Source organism: Kribbella sp. NPDC049174, from assembly GCF_043197365.1.
Taxonomy (GTDB): domain Bacteria; phylum Actinomycetota; class Actinomycetes; order Propionibacteriales; family Kribbellaceae; genus Kribbella.
This window is the reverse complement of record NZ_JBICSZ010000005.1, coordinates 75,767-96,341: the sequence shown is the minus strand read 5'-3', so window position 1 is coordinate 96,341 and position 20,575 is coordinate 75,767. Positions and strand designations below refer to the sequence as shown.

At 68.2% G+C, this 20,575-nt stretch carries 20 protein-coding genes; 8 read left to right on the top strand and 12 right to left on the bottom strand.

The annotated features are described in order from the left end of the window. Nucleotides 1-61 precede the first annotated feature (61 nt). Entirely contained in the window at nucleotides 62-568 is a 507-nt protein-coding gene (locus ACGFIF_RS25425; RefSeq protein WP_393157809.1) for a hypothetical protein, read from the top strand. A gap of 1 nt (nucleotide 569) precedes the next feature. On the opposite strand, the gene ACGFIF_RS25420 is transcribed toward ACGFIF_RS25425, so the two are convergent. The 6 genes from ACGFIF_RS25420 to mca all read right to left on the bottom strand — a co-directional run bounded on the left by ACGFIF_RS25420 (nucleotide 570) and on the right by mca (nucleotide 8,748). Then, nucleotides 570-1,985 (bottom strand): M20/M25/M40 family metallo-hydrolase, encoded by a 1,416-nt coding sequence (locus tag ACGFIF_RS25420; protein WP_393157807.1) that lies wholly within the window; start codon nucleotides 1,983-1,985, stop codon nucleotides 570-572. Between the two features lie 96 nt (nucleotides 1,986-2,081). Beyond that, on the bottom strand, nucleotides 2,082-4,157 hold the full coding sequence (locus ACGFIF_RS25415) for a M4 family metallopeptidase (RefSeq protein WP_393157806.1): 2,076 nt from the start codon (nucleotides 4,155-4,157) through the stop codon (nucleotides 2,082-2,084). A 224-nt stretch (nucleotides 4,158-4,381) separates the two neighbouring features. Further along, entirely contained in the window at nucleotides 4,382-6,358 is a 1,977-nt protein-coding gene (locus ACGFIF_RS25410) for a thioredoxin domain-containing protein (RefSeq protein ID WP_393157805.1), read from the bottom strand. 9 nt (nucleotides 6,359-6,367) lie between these two features. Beyond that, a complete protein-coding gene (locus ACGFIF_RS25405; RefSeq protein WP_393157804.1) occupies nucleotides 6,368-7,429 on the bottom strand; it encodes a copper resistance D family protein in 1,062 nt (353 codons plus the stop codon). Between the two features lie 115 nt (nucleotides 7,430-7,544). Then, a complete protein-coding gene (locus ACGFIF_RS25400; RefSeq protein WP_393157803.1) occupies nucleotides 7,545-7,853 on the bottom strand; it encodes a hypothetical protein in 309 nt (102 codons plus the stop codon). A gap of 31 nt (nucleotides 7,854-7,884) precedes the next feature. Beyond that, nucleotides 7,885-8,748 carry a mycothiol conjugate amidase Mca gene (gene mca / locus ACGFIF_RS25395; protein WP_393157802.1) on the bottom strand — a complete coding sequence of 288 codons (864 nt, stop codon included), beginning with the start codon at nucleotides 8,746-8,748 and terminating at the stop codon, nucleotides 7,885-7,887. 58 nt (nucleotides 8,749-8,806) lie between these two features. On the opposite strand from mca, the gene ACGFIF_RS25390 reads away from it, so the two are divergent. Further along, entirely contained in the window at nucleotides 8,807-9,235 is a 429-nt protein-coding gene (locus ACGFIF_RS25390) for a DUF4307 domain-containing protein (RefSeq protein WP_393157801.1), read from the top strand. Between the two features lie 2 nt (nucleotides 9,236-9,237). Here the strand turns inward: ACGFIF_RS25390 and ACGFIF_RS25385 are convergent, their stop codons facing one another. Next, nucleotides 9,238-10,581 (bottom strand): hypothetical protein, encoded by a 1,344-nt coding sequence (locus tag ACGFIF_RS25385; protein WP_393157799.1) that lies wholly within the window; start codon nucleotides 10,579-10,581, stop codon nucleotides 9,238-9,240. 284 nt (nucleotides 10,582-10,865) lie between these two features. On the opposite strand from ACGFIF_RS25385, the gene greA reads away from it, so the two are divergent. Beyond that, nucleotides 10,866-11,378 (top strand): transcription elongation factor GreA, encoded by a 513-nt coding sequence (gene greA, locus ACGFIF_RS25380; RefSeq protein WP_393157797.1) that lies wholly within the window; start codon nucleotides 10,866-10,868, stop codon nucleotides 11,376-11,378. A gap of 180 nt (nucleotides 11,379-11,558) precedes the next feature. Beyond that, nucleotides 11,559-12,254 (top strand): NPCBM/NEW2 domain-containing protein, encoded by a 696-nt coding sequence (locus ACGFIF_RS25375; RefSeq protein WP_393157796.1) that lies wholly within the window; start codon nucleotides 11,559-11,561, stop codon nucleotides 12,252-12,254. On the opposite strand, the gene ACGFIF_RS25370 is transcribed toward ACGFIF_RS25375, so the two are convergent. From ACGFIF_RS25370 to ACGFIF_RS25355, 4 genes are all read right to left on the bottom strand, one after another. Beyond that, entirely contained in the window at nucleotides 12,255-12,689 is a 435-nt protein-coding gene (locus ACGFIF_RS25370; protein ID WP_393157795.1) for a VOC family protein, read from the bottom strand. It abuts the gene before it with no gap. Between the two features lie 14 nt (nucleotides 12,690-12,703). Further along, nucleotides 12,704-13,300 carry a TetR/AcrR family transcriptional regulator gene (locus ACGFIF_RS25365; RefSeq protein WP_393157794.1) on the bottom strand — a complete coding sequence of 199 codons (597 nt, stop codon included), beginning with the start codon at nucleotides 13,298-13,300 and terminating at the stop codon, nucleotides 12,704-12,706. A 96-nt stretch (nucleotides 13,301-13,396) separates the two neighbouring features. Beyond that, nucleotides 13,397-14,257, bottom strand: coding sequence for an ABC transporter permease (locus ACGFIF_RS25360; RefSeq protein ID WP_393157793.1), 861 nt, complete (start codon nucleotides 14,255-14,257; stop codon nucleotides 13,397-13,399). After that, nucleotides 14,254-15,231: an ATP-binding cassette domain-containing protein gene (locus ACGFIF_RS25355; RefSeq protein ID WP_393157792.1), complete on the bottom strand. Its 978-nt coding sequence runs from the start codon at nucleotides 15,229-15,231 to the stop codon at nucleotides 14,254-14,256. The genes ACGFIF_RS25360 and ACGFIF_RS25355 overlap by 4 nt, the downstream gene beginning before the upstream one ends. 173 nt (nucleotides 15,232-15,404) lie before the next feature. Between ACGFIF_RS25355 and ACGFIF_RS25350 the strand changes: the two genes are divergently transcribed. Next, a complete protein-coding gene (locus tag ACGFIF_RS25350) occupies nucleotides 15,405-16,685 on the top strand; it encodes an MFS transporter (RefSeq protein ID WP_393157791.1) in 1,281 nt (426 codons plus the stop codon). Here the strand turns inward: ACGFIF_RS25350 and ACGFIF_RS25345 are convergent. Next, nucleotides 16,682-17,965 (bottom strand): hypothetical protein, encoded by a 1,284-nt coding sequence (locus ACGFIF_RS25345; protein WP_393157789.1) that lies wholly within the window; start codon nucleotides 17,963-17,965, stop codon nucleotides 16,682-16,684. The genes ACGFIF_RS25350 and ACGFIF_RS25345 overlap by 4 nt on opposite strands. A 380-nt stretch (nucleotides 17,966-18,345) precedes the next feature. On the opposite strand from ACGFIF_RS25345, the gene ACGFIF_RS25340 reads away from it, so the two are divergent. The 3 genes from ACGFIF_RS25340 to ACGFIF_RS25330 all read left to right on the top strand — a co-directional run bounded on the left by ACGFIF_RS25340 (nucleotide 18,346) and on the right by ACGFIF_RS25330 (nucleotide 20,536). After that, complete coding sequence (locus ACGFIF_RS25340; RefSeq protein WP_393157788.1) at nucleotides 18,346-18,669, top strand: hypothetical protein; 324 nt, start codon at nucleotides 18,346-18,348, stop codon at nucleotides 18,667-18,669. Nucleotides 18,670-18,916: 247 nt separating this feature from the next. Then, on the top strand, nucleotides 18,917-19,522 hold the full coding sequence (locus tag ACGFIF_RS25335; protein WP_393157786.1) for a copper resistance protein CopC: 606 nt from the start codon (nucleotides 18,917-18,919) through the stop codon (nucleotides 19,520-19,522). A gap of 3 nt (nucleotides 19,523-19,525) precedes the next feature. Continuing rightward, nucleotides 19,526-20,536: a copper resistance D family protein gene (locus ACGFIF_RS25330; RefSeq protein WP_393157784.1), complete on the top strand. Its 1,011-nt coding sequence runs from the start codon at nucleotides 19,526-19,528 to the stop codon at nucleotides 20,534-20,536. Nucleotides 20,537-20,575 lie beyond the last annotated feature (39 nt).

Sequence of the window (20,575 nt, the reverse complement as noted above, 5' to 3'; positions counted from 1 at the left end):
GACCAGATGACAGTCGTGTCACAGCTGCAACGAACGCTCTGCCTCCGTGTATCCATGGTGCGTGAGGAACCTCAGCAGATACGCAGTGGTGGCCGCCGTCGCGGGACTCGTCCTGACCGGCTGCGGCAGCGAAGGCGGCTCGAGCGGTACGCCGGTCAGCCGCACGCCCACACCGACGACGCCGACTGTGACCCAGTCGACTCCCGTCGGTACCGGCTTGCCACTCGTCGTCACCAGGACCGGCGGCTTCGCCGGCTTCGACGACAAGGTGGTGATCGACACCGACGGTGTCGCCACGGTGAGCTCACGTGGCAAGGAGACGGTCCGCTGCAAGCTGGATCAGTCTCTGCTGGCGACCATCACCGCGGCCGCGCAGCAGGTCGACTGGGCCAGCCTCCCGGTGGTCAAGCCGACCGTCCGGCACCCCGACGACATGATCGTCGCGGTGACCGCGAACGGTAAGACCGCCCGGCTGGAGGAGCCGAAGGTGAAGGCGATGACGGCCCCGGTGAGCACTCTCCTCACCGAAGCCGCCATCCCACCGGGCAAGCTGTGCAAGCCAATCTGAGTCAGCTCGTGGTCACCGCCACGTCGTCGATCACGAAGCTGGTCTGCAACGACGAGTCCTCCTGTCCGAGGAACCGAACCGTGACCGTCTTTCCCTTGTAGGCAAGGACGTTCAAGGTTTTCTGCACGTACGACGTGTTCTTGTTCAGATTCGAGTACGTCGCCAGCGTGGTGGTCGTGGAGCCGTCGACGATCTGGACCTTGACGGTGTCGTAGACCGTCGAGCCGGTCGTCTCCGCGGTGTCGATCCGGATCCACAACGACAGCGACGCGGCGGTCGCGGCGGACGGGATCGCCACCGACTGGCCGATGTTCTCGGTGGTGGTCCGGCCGTTGCCCTGCAGCCACGCCTTGTAGCTGCCGCCGTGGGCCGGTCGTGAGGTGCTGTGGGTGATCGCCCCGGTGGTGCCGGTCCAGTTCACCGCACCCGACTCGAAGCCCGGGTTCTGGAGCAGGTTGTCCCCGGTCGGCGGCGGGCCCTCGCTGTAGTCCTTCTGGGTGTAGTTCCAGACCATGTGACCGATGGCGTCGATCTGGCGGTCCAGCGAGGTCAGGTTGAGGTTGTTGATGTTGTCGCAGGAGCGGTGGTAACACGAGTCGAAGGCCTGACCCGCCGTACCGCCCCACTTGGCCGCCTGGGCGGACGTCTTCGTCCCCTCGGCGCCGGAGAATGTGCCCGCGGTCGCGATCCCGAGCGACCGGAACGCGGCGTGGTCGGACCGGCCCTGGACATCGATGAACTCGGTCTGCACGCTCTTGCCGGTGAAGTACGCGACCAGGTCGTCACGGGCGCCGTTGCCCGCGGGATTGTCGTCGTACACGAAGTAGCCCGGGTTCGGCGACGCGATCATGTCGAAGTTCAGGTACAGCTCGATCTTGTCGCGTTCGGCCGCGGGCAGGTTGTTCACGTAGTACTTCGAGCCGAGCAGACCGAGCTCCTCGGCGCCCCAGAAGCCGAACCTCAACCGGTTCCTGGGGGTCTGGCCGCTGGCAGCGTAGGCGAGGGCGGCTTCGAGTACGCCGGCGCTACCTGAGCCGTTGTCGTTGATCCCCGGCCCGGAGCTGACCGAGTCGAGGTGTGAGCCGGCCATCACGACATGGTTCGCGTCGCCGTGCGGCCATTCGGCGATGACGTTGTACGACGTACCGGCCGACGTGGAGAAGGATTGCAGGGTGGTGGTGTAGCCGGCCGCGTCGAGCTTGGCCTTCACCCAGTCCGCGGACGCCTTGTACCCGGGGCGGCCGGTGTAGCGGTTGCCGCCGTTGCTGGTGGCGATCGACTGGAACTGGTCGAGGTGCGCCTTGGTGTTGGTGACGGAGATGTCCGGTGACTCGACCGCGCCGGCGACGTTGCTTGGGGCAAGCAATGCGCCGGCCACGAGGACGATGCCGAGACCGGAGTAGAGGGACTTGCGCATGGGCGGATCTCCTTTGGCCTCAAACAAAGAAGAAATCCGGGGCGCGGGCCTGGGCGGAGGCCGCGCGCCCCGGACGGTTCTACCGAGGGTGCTGGATCAGCCCGCGGTCAGCGAGGTGTCGTCGATGACGAAGCTGGTCTGCAGCGACGAGTCCTCGTTCATCAGGAACTTCACCGAGACCGTCTTGCCCTTGTAGGCCGTGACATTGAAGGTCTTCTGCGTGTAGGTGGTGTTCTTGTTGAGGTTCGAGTACGTCGCCAGCGTCGTCGTGGTCGCACCGTCGACGATCTGGATCCTGGTCCGGTCGTACACGGTCGAGGTGGTCGTCTCGGCGGTGTCGATGCGGATCCAGAACGACAGCGTCGCGCTGGTCGCGCTCGCGGGGATGGTGACCTGCTGGGAGATGGTCTCGGTCGAGGTGATGCCGTTCCCGCCGAGCCACAGCTTCCAGGTGCCGGTCCGGGCCGGACGCCCGCTGTTGTTGGTGATCGGGCCGGAGGTGCCGGTCCAGTTCACCGCACCGGACTCGAAGCCCGGGTTCAGCAACAGGTTGCCACCGGTGGGCGGCGGCTCGGTGCCGCCACCGCAGGTCGCCGCGCCGGCCGGGACGGAGATGCCGTTGAACGCGGCCTCGATGCCCTTGCACTGGGTCGAGTCGGCGCCGTACAGCTCCTTGGCCGAGTTGATCGCGCCTTCGCGGGCGTCCTTGTAAGTGCTGCCCGAGCTGAGCTTGGTGCTCAGAGTGCGGTACCAGACCTTGGCGGCCACGTCGCGGCCGACACCGGCGATGGTGGCGCCGTTGCAGGCGGTGCTGCTGTGCGTCACTCCCCCGATCACCTTGCTGCCGGTGCCCTCGGAGGCCAGGTAGAACCAGTGGTTCAGCGGGCCGGACGAGTAGTGCGGGTCGGCGCCGCCGACCGCGCTGCTCCAGCAGTCGTAGCTGCGGCCGTCCTTCGACGGCTTGTCCATGTAGCGCAGCGGGGTGCCGTTGCCGTTGATGTTGATCTTCTCGCCGATCAGGTAGTCACCCGGGTCGGACGAGTTGTTGGCGGAGAACTCCACCGCGGTGCCGAAGATGTCCGAGGTGGACTCGTTCAGGCCGCCCGCGTCACCGAAGTAGTTCAGGTTGGCGGTCGCCTCGGTGACACCGTGGCTCATCTCGTGACCGGCCACGTCGATGCTCGTCAGCGGACGGGCGTTGCCGGCGCCGTCGCCGTACGTCATCTGGGTGCCGTCCCAGAACGCGTTCACGTACGCGTTGCCGTAGTGCACCCGGGAGCGCGCGCCCTGGCCGTTGTTGAAGATGCCGTTGCGGCCGTGGACGTTCTTGTAGTAGTCCCAGGTCAGCTGGGAACCGAAGTGCGCGTCGACACCGGCGGTCTGGCGGTTCGAGGTGGCGCCGTTGCCCCAGGTGTCGTCGGGGTCGGTGAACGTCGTACCGGCGCCGGAGGTGGCTCCGTTGAGGTCGGTGGTGTAGTTGCCACCGCGGCTCGGGTCGCTCATCGAGTAACTACCCGAGGTGCCGATGCTGACGGTGCCGGAGTACATCGAGTTCCCGGTACCGGTCTTGATCTCGTCCGACTGGGCCAGCACCGCGCCGGTCTTGGCGTCGATGTAGGAGTGCAGGACGGACGGAGTCTGGTCCGCCTTCACCCCGGTGGTGACGACGTCGTACGCGAGGACGGGCCTGGTCTCGGTGACGAACACGACCAGCGAGCCTTTGTTGCCGGTGGCCTTGAACTTGGCGGTCTTCGCGGCGGTGGCCAACGCGGCCGACTGGGACAGAGTCGGCTTGGTCGCGACACCCACGGACTTGGCGCCGCGGTTGTAGGTCACCTGACCGACCGTCGCGCCCTTGCGCTTGACGATCAGGTCGCCGCCGACGACCGGCAGGCCGTTGTAGGTCCGGTCGTAGCGAACGTACTCGGTGCCGTCGGCATCCTTCGCGACGTCACGGACCTTGAGTACCTCACCACTGGCGAGCCCGAGAGCTGCGGCCGTCTGCGCGGTCAGCGCCTGTTCGGCCTGGACAGCGGCCGGCTGGTTGAAGCCGGACGCCGGGAGCGGAGCCGCACGATCAGCGGCTCCCGCTGGTGAGCCGATGAACGACGCCCCGGCAAGTCCTGCTGCCGCGACGATGGCCACCGCCCCTGCTGATGTCAGTCGTTTCAAGACAACATCTCCTCACGGTGTGGTCGCTGTTTGGGCGCAGCGACCAATTCAATTTGGGGACGCCGGATGTCTGACCCATCAGTGCCACTGCCTCAGTTGTGACACTGCGTGTCAGGACATGCGAGATCTGTTACATCCGACTGAGGGAGGACTCTCGTCCTCGCCGGGCCCCGAGTCAAGGGATTCCGGCGAAACCGCAGGGAAAACCCGCACCGCCGTCGTTGTCAGTTCGACGGCGTCAACGCACGACGAAGGTCTTCCGGCAACACGACCGGCAGCCGGCAGGTGAACTTCTGACAGACGTACGCGGCCGGCCGGTCGTCGACCAGGCCCCGGCCTTCCATCAGCGGTACGGCAAGACCGGGCGCACCGTGGACGATCGCCGTACCCCACGGTGCGGCGGCCAGCGCGGTCCTGGTCAACTCCGGGGACGCGCCGACGATCGCGATCTCGAGCGGGCCGGAGGCAACCGTCTCGGCGACGGCGAGGGCCCGGCCGGCGAACCGGGGCGCACGGGCGGCGATCGTCGCGGATGCCTGCAGGGCTTGCTCTGCAGCGGTTTCATACCGGACTGATCCGGTCAGGCTGGCGAGCGTGGTGAAGGCCTCGGCCGCGAGGCTCACTCCGGACGGGCTGGCGTTGTCGGTCGGGTCCTGCGGACGCCAGACCAGCGCCTCGGCGTCGGCCGCCGTGTCGAAGTAGGAGCCGTCGGCAACGAACTGCTCGAGGGTCCGATCCAGCAGTCTTTGCGCGGTTTCGAACCACTCGATGTTGCCGGTGACACCTAACAGTGTGAGACAGCCCTGGGCGTACGCCGCGTAGTCCTCGAGCACACCGTGGGCCGTGCCGACCGCGCCGTCACGGGACGTGCGGTGCAGTCGTCCGGTGTCGTCGATGTGGACGTCCCGGACCAATCTGGCCGCCTGCTCCGCGGCTTCGACGTACTCGGGTCTGTCGAGGATCACTCCCGCGCGGGCCAGTGCGGTGATGGCGAGACCGTTCCAGGCGGCAACTACCTTGTCGTCGCGGCCGGGGTAGGTACGGCGGCTGCGGACCGCGAGGAGGCTTGCGCGGATTCGCTGCCAGCGATCGGCGTCGTCGGGATCCTGGCGGAGCTGCAGGACCGAGGAGCCGTGCTCGAAGGTGCCGGTGACGTCGCAGAGGTCGATGACCCACTTGGCGTCGTCATCGCTCAGCGCCTCGTGGAGCTGCTCCGTCGTCCAGACGTAGTACTTGCCTTCCTCCCCCTCGGTGTCCGCGTCGAGGGCGGAGGCGAAGCCGCCTTCGTCGGTGCGGAGCTCGGTGAGCAGGAAGTCGGCGGTCTCCTCGGCGATCCGGCGGGCCAGCGGATTCGCGCTGACGGTCCACCAGTGCGTGTAGACGTCGAGCAGGAGGGCGTTGTCGTACAGCATCTTCTCGAAGTGCGGCACGACCCACTGCCCGTCGACCGAGTACCGCGCGAAGCCCCCCGCCAGCTGGTCGTACATGCCACCGCGGGCCATCCGGTCGCAGGTCGCCGCCACCATGGCGAGCGCATCCTCGGAGCCGGTCCGGCGATGGTGGCGCAGCAGGAAGTCGAGGACCATCGACGGCGGGAACTTCGGCGCGGAACCGAAGCCGGCGTCCACCGGATCGAAGTCGACCTTCAGCAGCGCGGCCGCCCGGTCGAGGTCCACCACGTCACCCTGCTGGCTCTGCTGAGCGCCCAACTGCTCGACAACCCGGCGGCCGATGCCGTCGATCTGGTCGCGCTTGGTCCGCCACGCGTCGACCAACGACTCGAGCAGCTGCCGGAAGGACGCCATTCCGGCCCGCGGTTCGGCCGGGAAGTACGTGCCGCAGAAGAACGGCTCGGCGTCCGGGGTCAGGAACACCGACATCGGCCAGCCGCCGTGGCCGGTCATCGCCACCGTCGCCGCCATGTAGATCGCGTCCACGTCCGGACGCTCCTCGCGATCCACCTTGATACTGACGAACTGCTCGTTCAGGTACGCCGCCGTCGCCTCGTCCTCGAACGACTCGTGCGCCATCACATGACACCAGTGACACGCCGAGTACCCGACCGACAGGAACACCGGCACGTCCCGCTCCCGCGCCTCCTGGAACGCCCGGTCCGACCACTCCCGCCAGGCCACCGGGTTGTCCGCATGCTGCCGCAGATACGGACTCGTGCTTCGGCCTAGCTCGTTGACGGGCGCCATACCCCCACGTTAGGCGGTCTGCGAGAGGGCGACCGACAGGCCCAGGGTGAGGGCCATGACGAAGAGCTCGAAGCCGACGACCTGCCAGAAGCCCCGGCCGCGCTCGAGCAGGTCGCCGGTGGCCCGGCGCCGGTGCATCCAGCTGGCGATGATCAGGATCACGAAGGCGGCCACCTTGGCCACCAGCAGCGCGCCGTACGAGTCCTTGGTGAGGGCGTCGGGCACCGAGTCCCAGCCGCCGCCCTTCGCCGCGAGCCGGCCGGCCGCACTGATCAGGCCGCTCAGCAGGACCACGATCGACGAGATGAGCGCGACCTGGTTGAACCGCTCGAGCACGATCGTGAGTCCACCCCGGCTGGCCCGCCCGTACCGGACCAGGCCCGCGAGGCCGCCGATCCAACTCGTCGCCGCGACGACATGGAAGACCAGGGCCGTGCCGGCGAGGACGACGTACGGCTCGTTGCGCGGATACGCCGTGACCGCGGTCGGGATGAGTGCGGTGATGGCGACGATCACGCCGAGCCCGGCCGCGGACGAGGTCTGGACCCGGCGGATGCCGATGGCCAGGGCAACGACCAGGATGCCGGTGATCAGCAGCGCCTTGACCTCCGGTACGCCGAGGGCGTCGTCCAATCGGAGCCGGAGCAGAGTGACGGGAGTATCGAGCAGGATCGAGGCGGTGACGACCGCACCGGCGAACGCACAGGCGGCCCAGATGATCGCCGAGTTGCTCGCGTCCCGCACCGCCCGCCGGCCCTGCACACCGAGCGATCCGCCCTCGATCCGGAGCAGTACGACGGCCGCCAGCAGCGCGCCCGCACACCCGACGGTCGCGACCATCGAGATCAGCCGGAAGACCGGGAGCAGCCAGCCGACGAACAGACTGGGGCCGCCGATCCCACCGATGTCCCGGGGCTCACTGCCGGCCGCGAACAGGGCCGCCGCCAGCGCCACCGAGGCGATGACGACCGCACCCGCGCCACCCGCGACCAGCCGTCCGGGCATGCGGTGCCGGGCGGCGCGGGTCGCGGTCCCCTGACCGGGGCGGTGGGGCGGGGTCAGAGTTGACACAGAGCGGTCCCGCCCTCGGCACGATTGAACACGCGCTCACTATAGGGTCAGCCGGAGGTGGGCTGCCCAGTCCGACACCATCTCGTGATGAGGGTGTGCCGGGTGATCGACAGAATCAGTGCTGAGAGTGCGCCTTCGGGTCACTCTCTGTCGGCGCCTCAGTCGTCTTCGGGGCGTCCGTCGCCGACGGCTCGGCATCGCCAGCCGGGGCCGCTGAGCTGTCCGCGCTCGCTGGGCCGTCGGACGGTGCTGGGCCGGGCGCAGAACCGTCGTCGAAGTGGATCTTCTTCAACTGCTTGCCCATGTTGCGCATCAGCAGCACCGTGGCGGCACCGAGTGCGAGCACGATCAGCAGCGCGACCCAGCCGGGGCGCACCGAGTTCGGGTCGATCTCGGCCGTCGCAAGGAAGGTCATCGCTGTCACGCCACCAGTCTCTCACTGTCTACGCCCGCCGTCAGCGCAGCCCCGCGAACAGGTCGTCCTCGGGCTGTTCGGACTCGACCAGACTCCGGGCCAGCTCGTAGTCCTCGGTCGGCCACGCCTCCTGGTGCACCTCCAGCGGTACGGCGAACCACGCGCCGTCCGGATCGATCTGGGTGGCGTGCGCGAGCAGGGCCTTGTCCCGGGTGCCGAAGTACTGCGCGCACTCGACCCGGGTGGTGATCCGGCGCTCGTTCTCCGGGTCCGGCTTCCAGTCCTTCAGGCGATCGGCGTACGGCGACTCCAGGCCGCGCGCGACCATCCCGTCGTGCAGTGCCTTCATCCGCTCGTAGTGGAAGGTGTGGTGGTAGTACAGCTTCAGCGGCTGCCACGGCTCGCCGAGCTCCGGGTAGGCGTCCTTGTCACCGGCCGCCTCGAACGCGGCGACAGTGATCTGGTGGCACATCACGTGGTCCGGGTGCGGGTAGCCGCCGTTCTCGTCGTACGTCGTGACGACCTGCGGACGGAACTCGCGGATCAGCTTCACCAAGGGCGCGGCGGCGTCCTCGACCTTCAGCGCGGCGAAGCAGCCCTCCGGCAGCGGCGGCAGCGGGTCGCCCTCGGGAAAGCCGGAGTCGACCCAGCCCAGCCACTCCTGCCGGATGCCGAGGATCTCGCGGGCCGCGTCCATCTCCCGGCGGCGGATCTCGGAGATGTTCGCCAGCACCTCCGGCCGGTCCATCTTCGGATTCAGGATCGATCCGCGTTCCCCGCCGGTACAGGTGGCCACCAGGACCTCGACGCCTTCGGCGACGTACCGGGCCGTCGACGCGGCCCCCTTGCTCGACTCGTCATCAGGGTGGGCATGCACATGCAACAACCGAAGATCTCCACTCACAAGACACAATGGTCCTCCAAGCCCGGCCCATCCCCACGACCGACCCCCTGGACCTCCGTTGAGCGAGTCATCACCCACCAGTCCGACAGCAGACCTCGACGCCCGGTACGGGCGGGGCGGGCGGTCGCGCCGACCGTTGATCATCGGGGTGGTGGCCGTCGTCGTCGCGATCGGGCTGGCCTGGTTGCTGTGGGCCGCGTTCATCCAGTCGAACCCGCCGGTGACGTCGCGCCTGCTCGGCTTCGAGATCACCTCGGCGACCTCGGCGAAGGCGACGATCCAGGTCGATCGGTCGAAGTCGACCGAGGCCAGCTGCCGCCTGCAGGCCAAGGCCGCCGACTTCTCCATCGTCGGCGAACTGACCATCACGGTGGCGGCCGACTCCCCGCGGCATCAAACCGTGCCCGCCACTCTCACCACCCAGCGTGCGGCCACCTCGGTGGTGCTGATCGGCTGCACGACCCCGGACAATCCCCGGCCGCACTGACCTCAGGCCGGGCCGTCGTACTTCTTGATCGCCGCGATCAGCGCGGTCTCGCCGAGCTTCAGGTGCTTGCTCAGTACCTGCTCGCGGACGGCCGGGTCGTCAGGCCCCTTGGCCAGGTCGGCGTACAGGGCGTTCACGGTCTTCAGGCCGTACCTGTCCACCAGGTACTCCACGAGGACCCAGCTGATCCCGTAGCTGTCCTCGTCGTACTCGCCGTGGAAAACGCCGTCGATCGGGAGCACCACCAGCGGCGGTATCGCCTCCTGCAGCAGTTCGTCGCGGTGATCGGCGACCCACTCCCGCTGACCGCTCCGCTCCGCGAGCCGAAGCTCGACGTACTCGGCCCATCCTTCCACCAGCCAGGTCGGCGCCCGGTTCCCCAGCGTCGACATCGCGGCGTGCGTGAACTCGTGCGCGAGCAGCAACCGATCCGCCTTGGCCCGCTGGTCCGGGTTGATCACCACCCGGCTCCCGACGACCTTGAACTCGGTCGCCTCCGGATTCGCCGGCGCGTAGTTCAGCGCGGCGACGGCGGCTGCCGGATGACCACCGCTCCGCCACTGCGGATCCATCGACTTGCCGTCGGCCATCGCGATGACGAGGATCCCCGCCTGGGCCCGCCGCGTCGCGGTCCGCACCGCCGGAAGAGCCGCCAGCGACTCCTGCGCGAGGCGCTGACCGTTGGCGCGTTCACCGGCCGGGACGACAACGAGTACGCCGGGCTTCCGCGCCACCTCGATCGCGCCGAGTTCCCAGGGCTCGCGGTACGCGCTGAGGTCCGTCTCGGCCGCGAGGTCGTCATCGTCGACCAGCAGCCAGCGCCCATCGCGTTCGGCGAACGTGTAGCCGAGCGGGGTGGCGCGCGGCGTGGTGTCGATGCCGGCGATCTGCATCAGCATCAGAACGCGGACCGCCCGTCCACTGGGCCCGTGCTGCGGCTGCACCTCCGGGGCCCAGTTGGCGTCCACCTGGTAGGTCAACCGGCTCGGGCCGAGCTTGCGCAGGTTGGCGAACACCAACTGATCGCGTTGCCGCAGCTTCCGGTTCTTCGGGTCCACGGCCTGGAGGTACTGCGGAAGCCGGCCGGACAGCACCGCTGACGCCCGTGCCTTCAGGATCACGTCGATCCCGGCCAGCATCTGTTCCTCGGCCGAGGGCTCTGACACCGTCGCCGTCGGCGTACCTGCCGCCGCGCTGGCCTCACCGCCGGTGTTCTGCCGGCCCACCACAGCCCAGATCACCGCGGCCGCCACGACCGCAAGGATGACAACGGCCGCGATCCACGGCACCGGGCCCCGCCTCCGGTTCACCGACTCGACGCCGACCGGCTCCATATCCATCTCCATCCCCCCACCCACCTGTCTGCCGGACGCAGTCAGGCCGGCAAAGACTACGCCAGCCCGGGGAAACGCCCAGGTCAGGGCCGATCTGGGGGCGAATTGGCAACCGATTGCCGTTTAATCGTTCACGATGTGGGAAAAACCACCGGGCAAACGGTTTCCCCGTGGTTGCGGCGGCAAAGAACTGTGGGGTTCCGAGCCGTAACTTGCTACGCTCAGTGGATTGGTCGCCGTCGACGACGGCGGCCAGAAGCATTTTCTGCCCATCCCACCGACACAAGGAGCAGCCCGTGACGCAGCGGATCGAAGAGGACAGCGTTGTCTGGCTGACGCAGGACGGTTTTGACCAGCTGAAGTCCGAGCTCGAGCACCTCAAGGGCCCCGCCCGTGCCGAGATCACGCAGCGGATCAGCGAGGCCAGGGACGAGGGCGACCTCAAGGAGAACGGCGGGTACCACGCCGCCAAGGACGAGCAGGGCAAGATCGAGGCACGGATCCGGCAGCTGGAGGACATGCTGCGCCGGGCCCGGGTCGGCGAGACCCCGAAGGCCGGCGCGAAGATCGGGCCGGGGATGAAGGTGTCGATCAAGTTCGCCGGTGACGACGACGTCGAGACGTTCCTGCTCGGCTCCCGCGAACTGCTCGCCCTGGACGCGTCGGTCGACATCGACGTGTACTCGCCGCAGTCCCCGCTGGGATCCGCGATCCTGGGCAAGAAGAAGGGCGACAAGGCGACCTACGAGGCTCCCAACGGCAAGGATGTGACCGTTGAGATCGTCGCCGCCGAACCCTTCACCGGCTGACCCACCACAGCTCGAGCGCCCCGGTGGACAACCACCGGGGCGCTTCTCCTTCCCCCGTCCGCCGGCCGGCCCCACCGCACGCCGGCGGACCGCGTCGTGGCGTTCTGTAACGGCGGCGCGGCAGGTGACGATCAAGCAGGGGGAGAGCGGCGCCAGGCCGCTGGGGGGAAGTGCTGGATCATGTCCGACAGCAGTACTGGGAAACGTCGTCGCCCGCTGGAGCATCCGTTGCTGGCCGCGATCGTCGCCGCGCTGGTGAGTGCGCTGATCGGAGCGGTGGCGACGATCTGGGCCGCCCGCGAGGGCAAGCTCGACGCGATCGCGTCGCCGCCGACCACGACGGTCACCAGCACCGCGCCCGGCCCGGCGACCACCACAACCGTCACGGTGACGCCGCCGAGCTCGATCACCGGTAACGGTACGACGACCACCGGGACGAACACCGGGACGGACACCGCCGGCGACAGCCTCACCGACCTTCAGCCGATCGACGGCGGCTTCGTCAAAGGCTCGTTCGCGATCCACGCGCAACCGTTCGGCGACAGCCTCTATCGCACCATCAACAACTGTAACCGGACGCTCTCGACAACCTGGAACCTCGGCCGCAAGTACACCCGCTTCAACGCCGTGATCGGCCTGACCGACAAGGGCCCGGACCCCACCCTGAAGGTCAAGTTCACCGCCTACATCACCGACGGGACGAGCCGGACCGCGACCAAACCGGTTGTGCTCGGCAAGTATCAGGCGCATCCCCTTCAAGTCGACCTCAACCACGCCGACGCCCTCGAGCTGGAAGCTGTCCTGGTCACCAGCAAGGGCAGCTGCTCCGCCTCCGGCGCCGCGGCGTGGGGAGACCCACGGTTGTACGCCGAGTAATCAGTGCTGGGTCGGGGCGAAGAGCTCCAGCTGGATGTTGTCCTGGTCGCGGAAGACGAGGACGGAGGCGTAGGGCTCGTCGGCGATCGGGGACTGGGTCAGGGGCTTGTCGGCGGTGTCGGCGCGGATCACGCCGTGTGCCTCCAGGTGGTCCTGCCATTGTTCGAGGTCGGCCCGCGAACCGACCGCGAACCCGGCGTGGTCGAGTCCGGTGACGGTCTCCTTGCACAGGGCGCCGTCGTTGGTGTCGTGGTGATGCAGGGCGATCATCAGCTGCCGGTCGGCGTCGGCGAGGATGCGGCCGACGCCGCCCTGATGGGGTACGTCGAGCACGGGTTGCACACCGAACACTTCGCCGTACCACTGGACGCTCGAGTCCAGGTCGGTCACGGTCAGGGCAAGGTGGTGCAGTCTGGGCTGGGTCACGCTGGTCATGGTTCCCCCTTGTGTTACTGGTTCTTCTCGCTCGCGAACTGAGCGAGGAACATCCTGGTGACGTCCTCGACGAGCCCGCTCCACCGGTCGCCGCCAGGGTCGTTGGAGACCTGCTGGTCGACCAGACCGGCGGTGATCGCGGTCCAGATGTCGAGGTGCCGTGGATCGTGCACGCCGTTGCGTGCGAGGAGTTCGCGGGTGACGTCGAGCGCCCTGACCGCCAACTCGTAGGACTCGGCCGACGGCGTGAAGCCGGGCACCGAGTACTGGAACAGCAGCTGATACCGGGGCACGTCGGACACGCAGAACGTGACGAACGCCCGTGCCTCGGTGAGCAGGTCCTGCTGGGGATCGTCGGTCGCCGGCAGCGACGCCTTGAGGTCGACGAACGTCTGCGCCGCCTGGGCGAACATCGCGTCCAGGATCGCGTTCTTGGACTCGAAGTACGCGTACACGGTCGGCGTGGTGATACCGGCCCGCCGGGCCAGCTCGCGCAACGACAGGGCGGCCAACCCGTCCTCACGCACCAGCTCCCAGGCAGCGGTCAGCACCGCGGCCCGGGCACTCTCCCGCCGCGCCTCTCGCCAGTTCGCCGCCGGTTTCTTTAACACAGTTCGAAGTATTTGCACACCGTATAAATCTTGTCAACGGCTCGGGCATGAAACGGTGGCCGGACACACAGGTGTCCGGCCGCCGGGGTGACTGACTCAGTGCGTGGTGGCGCTCCGATACTTGCGGACCGCCAGTGGGGCGAAGACGGCGATGATGACCGCGCACCAGATCAGGGCGAGCCAGACCGGGTGCCGCGCGGGAAAGCTGTCCGGACTGGCGAACGGTGACGGATTCCCGAACAGATGGCGGCAGGCCGCGACGATCGACGAGATCGGGTTCCACTCCGCCACCGGCTGGAGCCCGCCGGGCAGGTTAGGCGTGGGGACGAAGGCGTTGGACAGGAACGTCAGCGGGAAGAGCCAGATCAGGCCGGCCGACGCCGCCACCTCGGGACTGCCGACGGACAGACCGATCAGTGCGCCGACCCACAACATCGCGAAGGCGAACAGCAGCAGGATCCCGAACGCGGCCAGCGCCTGCGCGAACCCGTTGTGCCAGCGCCAGCCGACGATGAACCCGCAGATCACCATCACCAGCATCACGAACGCGTTGAACACCAGGTCGCCGATCACCCGCCCGGCGATCACGCCGGACCGCGCCATCGGCAGCGACCGGAAGCGGTCGATCAGGCCTTTCGACATGTCGTCGGCCATCCCGACACTCGCCGAGGCGACCGCGAACGCCATCGTCTGGGCGAAGATCCCGGACATCAGGAACTCCCGGTACGCCTGCGCGCCGGGGAATCCGGGGATCGGGATCGCGTTGCCGAATACATAGGCGAACAGCAGCACGAACATGATCGGCTGGATGGTCGCGTAGACCAGCATGTCCGGCGTCCGCGGGATCCGCTTCAGGCTCCGCCAGGCCAGCACGCCCGCGTCTGTCACGGCCCGGCCGAGCGAGTTCACCCGCGCCGGCTCGTCAACCGCCGTACGGTCGACCGGCGTCGTACTCACACCTTCTCCTTCTGCTCGGCCTCGTGCCCGGTCAGGGTGAGGAACACGTCGTCCAACGTCGGCCGCCGCAACCCGATGTCGGCGATCCGGATACCGGCCCCGTCGAGGGTGCGGATCACGTCGACCAGCTCACTCGATCCGCCCGGCGCCGGCACGGTGACCCGCCGGCTGTGCTTGTCCATCGTGGTGGCGTCCGGATCGGTGATACCGAGGGCGCTGGTGAGCAACTCGAGCGCCCGGTAGGTCTCCTCCGGCTCGTGGACGACGACCTCGATCCGCTCACCGCCCACCTTCGCCTTGAGCTCGTCCGCCGTACCGCGGGCGATGACCGAGCCGTGGTCGACCACCGCGATGCTGTCGGCCAGCTCGTCGGCCTCCTCCAGGTACTGCGTCGTGAGCAGGATCGTGACGCCCTCGCTGACCCGGTCGCGGATGATCTGCCACAGGTCGAGCCGGCTGCGCGGATCGAGGCCGGTGGTCGGCTCGTCCAGGAACAGCACCTTGGGGTGGGCGATCAGTGATCCAGCCAGGTCCAGCCGGCGCCGCATGCCACCGGAGTACGTCTTCAGGATCCGGTCCGCGGCCTCGGTCAGGTCGAAGGTCTCCAGCAACTCCTCGGCCCGCTGCTGCGCCTGCTGAGTGCTCAACCGATACAGCCGGCCGAACATCCACAGGTTCTCCCGGCCGGTGAGCAGTTCGTCGACCGCCGTGTTCTGACCGGACAAGCCGATCAGTGAGCGGACCAGATCGGCTTCCTTCACCACGTCGTGCCCGAGCACCCGGGCCGAGCCCTCGTCCGGCGCCATCAGCGTGGTGAGGATCCGGACCGTCGTGGTCTTGCCCGCACCGTTCGGCCCGAGCAGGCCGAGCACGCTCCCCTCCGGCACGTCGAGATCGATCCCGTCGAGTGCCTTCACCGTGTTCTTCCTGGACCTGAACGTCTTCACGAGGCCAGTCGCCTCGATAGCAGCCATTGCCTGCACGTCCCCCTTCTGGATGTGACGCAGGCCACCATCCTTACCGAGGCCGCCGACAGTTTCGAGGCTTTTAACCCTGAGCGAACCCTGAGGCGAGACTTGAGTCTTACCGACTCAACTTTGTTGATAGTTGAGTCGACACCGCTCAACTCTGCCTCTACGGTCCCGGTATGACGTCCAGCCGGAGCATCCTCAGCCACCCCGATTTCCGCCGCCTCTGGATCGCGGACCTGCTCAGCCAGCTCGGCACCCGCCTGAGCATGATCGCGATCCCACTGCTCGCCGTGCTGACTCTGGACGCGACCACCTTCGAGGTCTCGCTCCTCCGCACGTGCGAGACGGCCGCCTGGCTACTGCTGGGCCTGTTCGCCGGCGCGTGGGTCGACAGGGTCAGAGGCCTGCCGGTACTCGTGTTCGCCGACCTGGGCCGGGCAGTGCTCTTCGGCTCGATCCCAGTCGCCGCCCTGTTCGGCGTACTGAGTCTCACGCAGCTGTACGTCGTACTGGTGCTGGCCGGGGTCCTGACCGTGCTCTTCGACGTGGCACACAGCTCCTACCCGCCGCGACTGCTGCAGCCGGACCAGCTTCTGCCGGGCAACGCCAAGCTGGCTGCCAACCACTCTGTCGCCGCAGTGCTCGGTGCGGGCGCGGGCGGCGTACTGGTCCAGTGGCTCAGTGCCGCCGTGACGATCGGCGTGGACGCCTTGAGCTTCCTGTGGTCGGCCATCTGGCTCCGCTCGATCCGTACGCCGGAGCCACCTCCGGCCAGACCGGAGACGCCGAATCTGCGGCGGGAGATCACGGAGGGCCTGCGCTACGTGTTCCGGCATCCCCTCCTGCGACCGATCGCGCTGAACACTGCGACGACGATGCTGTTCCAGGCCGCGGCCGGGGCGGTGATGATCGTGTTCCTGGTCCGCGAGATCCACCTGCAGCCGAGCACCATCGGCGTACTGAGCATGATCGGCCTCGCCGGCGCCATCGTCGCGTCCGCGGTGACAGAGAAGATCAGCAACCGGTACGGCGATGCGCGCACACTGCTCGTGTCATCGACAGGTATCGGCGTGGCCTTCACTCTGCAAGCGCTGACCGGACCGGGCTGGCAGGTGAGCTGGTTTGTGGTGGCGACTCTGCTGGCCGGGTTCTGCATCATCGTCAGCTACATCCTGCAGGTGAGCACGCGGCAGCGCGTGTGCCCACCAGAGCTGCAGGGCCGGGTCAGCGCCACGATGAGCTTCGTCGGCTGGGGCGCGGCTCCCCTCGGCAGTCTTCTAGGTGGTGCGCTTGGCACTGTCTTCGGACTGCACGCGACCCTGTGGATTGCAGGCGTGGCGTCTCTTGCTGGCACGGCGTTCCTGTACTTCTCGCCGTTCCGCACTCTGCGCACGGTCCCCGGCGTACCAGAGCACCAGGCAGACCCTCAGGATCTGCCTGGCACCCGAAGTGACTAGTCGGAGATGATCTGGGCGGTGCCGACCAGGACCTCGACGTCGAGCGCGGCGCGGCCCCGGCCGATCTCCACGTCCTTGGACTGGCCGGTGACGGCACCGACCCAGGAGACTCGGCCGAGCTGGGACTCGGTGTGGACGCGGACGTCGGAACCGCGGCGCAGGTTCACGTTGGCGGCACCGGACTCGACCCTGACCCGGGACCGGCCCTTGGTGATCTGGGCGTCCAGATTGGCCGAGCCCGCCTGGACCAGCAGGTCGATCGGGCCGCTCACGTCGGTGACCTTCGCCGTACCGGCGGTGACGCGGACCCGGGTCAGGCCGGGCAGGCGCTCGGCGTGCACACTGCCGCCGGTGACCTCGACCTCGACCTGGAGGGCGGGGTTGACCCGGATGGACAGCTCCTTGGCCAGGCCGTTCACGTGCGACTTCAGGTTGGTCGGGTTGCGCAACATGCTGAACCCGTCGATCGAGACGCCCATGTCGCCCTCGCTGCTGATCGCGAGGGTGTCGCCGTCCCGCTTGATCACATGCGGCCCGTCCACCGCGACACCGTTGATCGCCGGCTCACCGATCAGCCGCACCCGGCGCCCGATCGCCCGCACCGTCACCCGCTGCACCCCAGCCGGCATCGGCACGTTGCTGTGCTCCTCCTGAACGTCCTCGACCTCAGCCTCAGCCTCGTCGGCAGGAGCCGCATCGGCGGCTGCACCGACAGGAGCGTCGTCGACCACACTGTCCTGCACCCCATTGCGCTCGGCAGCAGCCGGAGCAGCCGTGGCGTCCGCGCCGGCGCTGTCCGGTGCAGCGGTGGCCTCGCTGCCGTTAGTGGCTGCGGCGGCCTCGGTGCCGGTTGGCGCGGTGGTGGCCTCAGCGCCGCTAGATGCTGCCTCGGCCTCGGCACCGTTCGGCGCGGGGGTGGTCTCGGTGCCGTTCGGGGCGGCGTGCTTGCCCGAGGGTGTGTTGTCGGCGGCGTCCGGGGAGTCGACCACGTCCGCCCAGACCGACGGGGACGGCAGTTCGTCGGCCGAGGGCCAACCGGTCTTACCCGCGCCCGGGGCACCACCGTCGGCAACCGGCTCCTGTGCGACCGGTCCATCCGCCGCGCCCGCCTCAGCCGCCGTACCGGCTCCAGAAGCCGCGTTGGCGTCGCCTGCAGCCGCGGGTGACGCGGGCTGGATGGCGGCGATCAGCGTGGCGCCTTCCGCAGTGGACAGGTGGCCCTTGGCGACCCGGTCCAGGATGTCCTTGACCCGCCGGTCGTAGTCGCTCTGGTTGCTCATGCCCCCAGTCCAGCACCCAGCGAGGTCGAAACCAATCCGGGATCGCCCCCAACCACAGCCCGACACACCCTGACCCCGGCCGCGCACCCACCCCCGTCGGACCGTTCCAACGCCCGGAATTCTCTCACCTAATACCCGGAAGACGCACCGGACTGTGAGCTTGACACGGCAACATCCGTATCATTCCGTGGTCAAATAACTACAATTGCTTGTGGTTGCCCACAGCATCTGAATACATTCATTTCAAGCGAGGTATTGACTGGCCATCATGCCCCGCGGTTTCACATTTATGCCCGGTCAACGGCGACCGGGACTCCCTCCCACACGTCGTCCGTCCCACCCTCCCGGAACGGACCACTGACTCCTGCAAGGAGAGCGACATGCCCAACCTCAGGACCCGCCTGATCACCGTCCCGCTGGCGAGCATCACGCTGGCGATCGGCGGCGCCGCCCTGGCCGCTTCCACGGCGTCGGCGCACGAGAGCCCGACCCCGGTCGCCAACGTCGGCGACGCGGTCGACTACGCCACCACACAGGTGCAACTGCACCTGGACGACGAGATGCTGGGCCTCAACCCGGCCATCGACAACCCGGTCGGATACACCGGATCGCACGTCTTCCCGGTCGGCGTGAACGTGCTGTCGTACACCCTCACCGGTCACGCCATCGCCGACGACGGCACCGGTCACGGGCACGACCACTGAGGCAGCACCGACCGACGCGCCGGTCGTCCTGACCGGCGTCACGTCACCACGATCACCCGTGGCCGCGGAGACCGATCCGCGACCACGGGTGATCTGCATCCGGGCCCAAATCCTCACACCAGCAATTTACCTTTGTGAGGTTTCCGGCATATTTCTCCGGCGCCGGAATGTGTTACGAGCCAATAACCAAATAGCACCGCACCCGCCGAATACATTCATTCCCGATATTCCTGACAGGAGGATCCGGATGTCAATGCCCCCGACGTCCTGGCTCCGCTCGCTGCGGCGGAGTTGTCCACCGATCCTGGCCGTCCTCGCCATCACCGCCGCCTTGACCGTCGCACCGGCCGGGGCCGCAAGCGCGCACACCAAACTCACTGCCAGTACGCCGGCCAACGGTGCCCGGCTCTCCTCCAGCCCGTCGGCGGTGAGCTTCACCTTCGACCAGAGCCTGCAACCGGTGCAGGGCTGGGACGCCGTCCTGGTCTCCGGCCCGGACGGGTTCCGGCACGCCGCCCAGTCGGTGCGGGTCGACGGCAACACGGTCCACGCCAGCTGCGACCGGCTCGGCAAGGCCGGCACGTACACGGTCAGCTACCGGGTCATCTCCGGCGACGGCCACCCGATCACGGGTCACATCACCGTCACCCTCGCCAGCGCCGACACCGGCTCCCCGATGCTGGCCGCGATGACCCTGCCCACCGGCGGCGTCCCCGCCTGGGTCTGGATCCTCGAGTTCGCCACCGCGCTCTTCCTGCTGCACGGCTTCGTCCGCTGGCGGTCCGACCAGAGCAGTCCGGCGACGTCGGCGCCGGTCCTGCACACCCGCCTCGACTCCGCGACCCGGGACTAGACGATGGACCTCGCCGCCCCACTCCTCAAGGTACGACGCTCGGCCGCGGCCCTCTCGGCCATCACCACGCTCAGCGTGGCCGCCCTGGTCTGGGCCATCGTCGTCACCCGGCCGGCGCCCGAGCCGGCCATGAACATCACCAGCCCCGGCATCCTCTACACCACTCCCCTGGCCCGGTTCGTCACCAACAGCGCCGCCATCATCGCGGTCGGCGTCACCCTCTTCCTGCTGCTGCTCGGGGCGGCAGGACGCAGGGAGTACGAGACGGTCAGCCAACGGGCCCGAGTCATCGGCATCGCGGCCGGCATCGCCTGGGTCACCGCCACCACGACGACGTGGTGGCTCCAGGCCGCGGCGATCTCGCAGTCCGGCTCGAAGATGCCGTTCGCCGGCATGGCGTCGTACGCCGTGGAGGTCACCTCGGGCACTGCACTTGCGCTGACGGTGGTTGCTGCCGTGGCGTACACGGTGGGCATGTTCAGGCGTACGCCGGTCGTGTGCTTCGGACTCGGCCTGGTCGGACTGGTCGCCGTACCTGTCACCGGTCATGCGTCGCAGGGCAACGCACCCTGGCTGACAACACCCGCAATCACCCTGCACATGTGTGCGGTCAGCCTGTGGGTCGGTGGGCTCGCACTGGTCACCGTGCTGGTCGCCGGCAACCGCTCCGCTCTCGCGCTGGTGCTGCCACGGTTCTCGACCGTTGCAGGCGGTGCGATCGCCACAGTCGCTGTCACCGGCGTACTGCTCGCCGGACCGCGTCTGACGAAGGACATTACGCCACACGTTTCCGTGCTGCTTCACGCCTTGTTCGAGACCCCTGCGGGCTGGCTGGTCCTCGGCAAGCTCGCAGGCCTGACGCTGCTGGCTGCGACGGGTGGCTTCATCAGACAGATCCTCCTACCGGCAGTCCGCCGCAAGGAGACCGTCGCACTCGCCACCCTGGCCACTGTCGAACTCACGGTGATGGCAGTGACCATCGCGATCGCGACAGTCCTGGCCAGACCGCTCTGAACACACAGCAGTGCGGGCCACATCCGTGACCCGCACTGC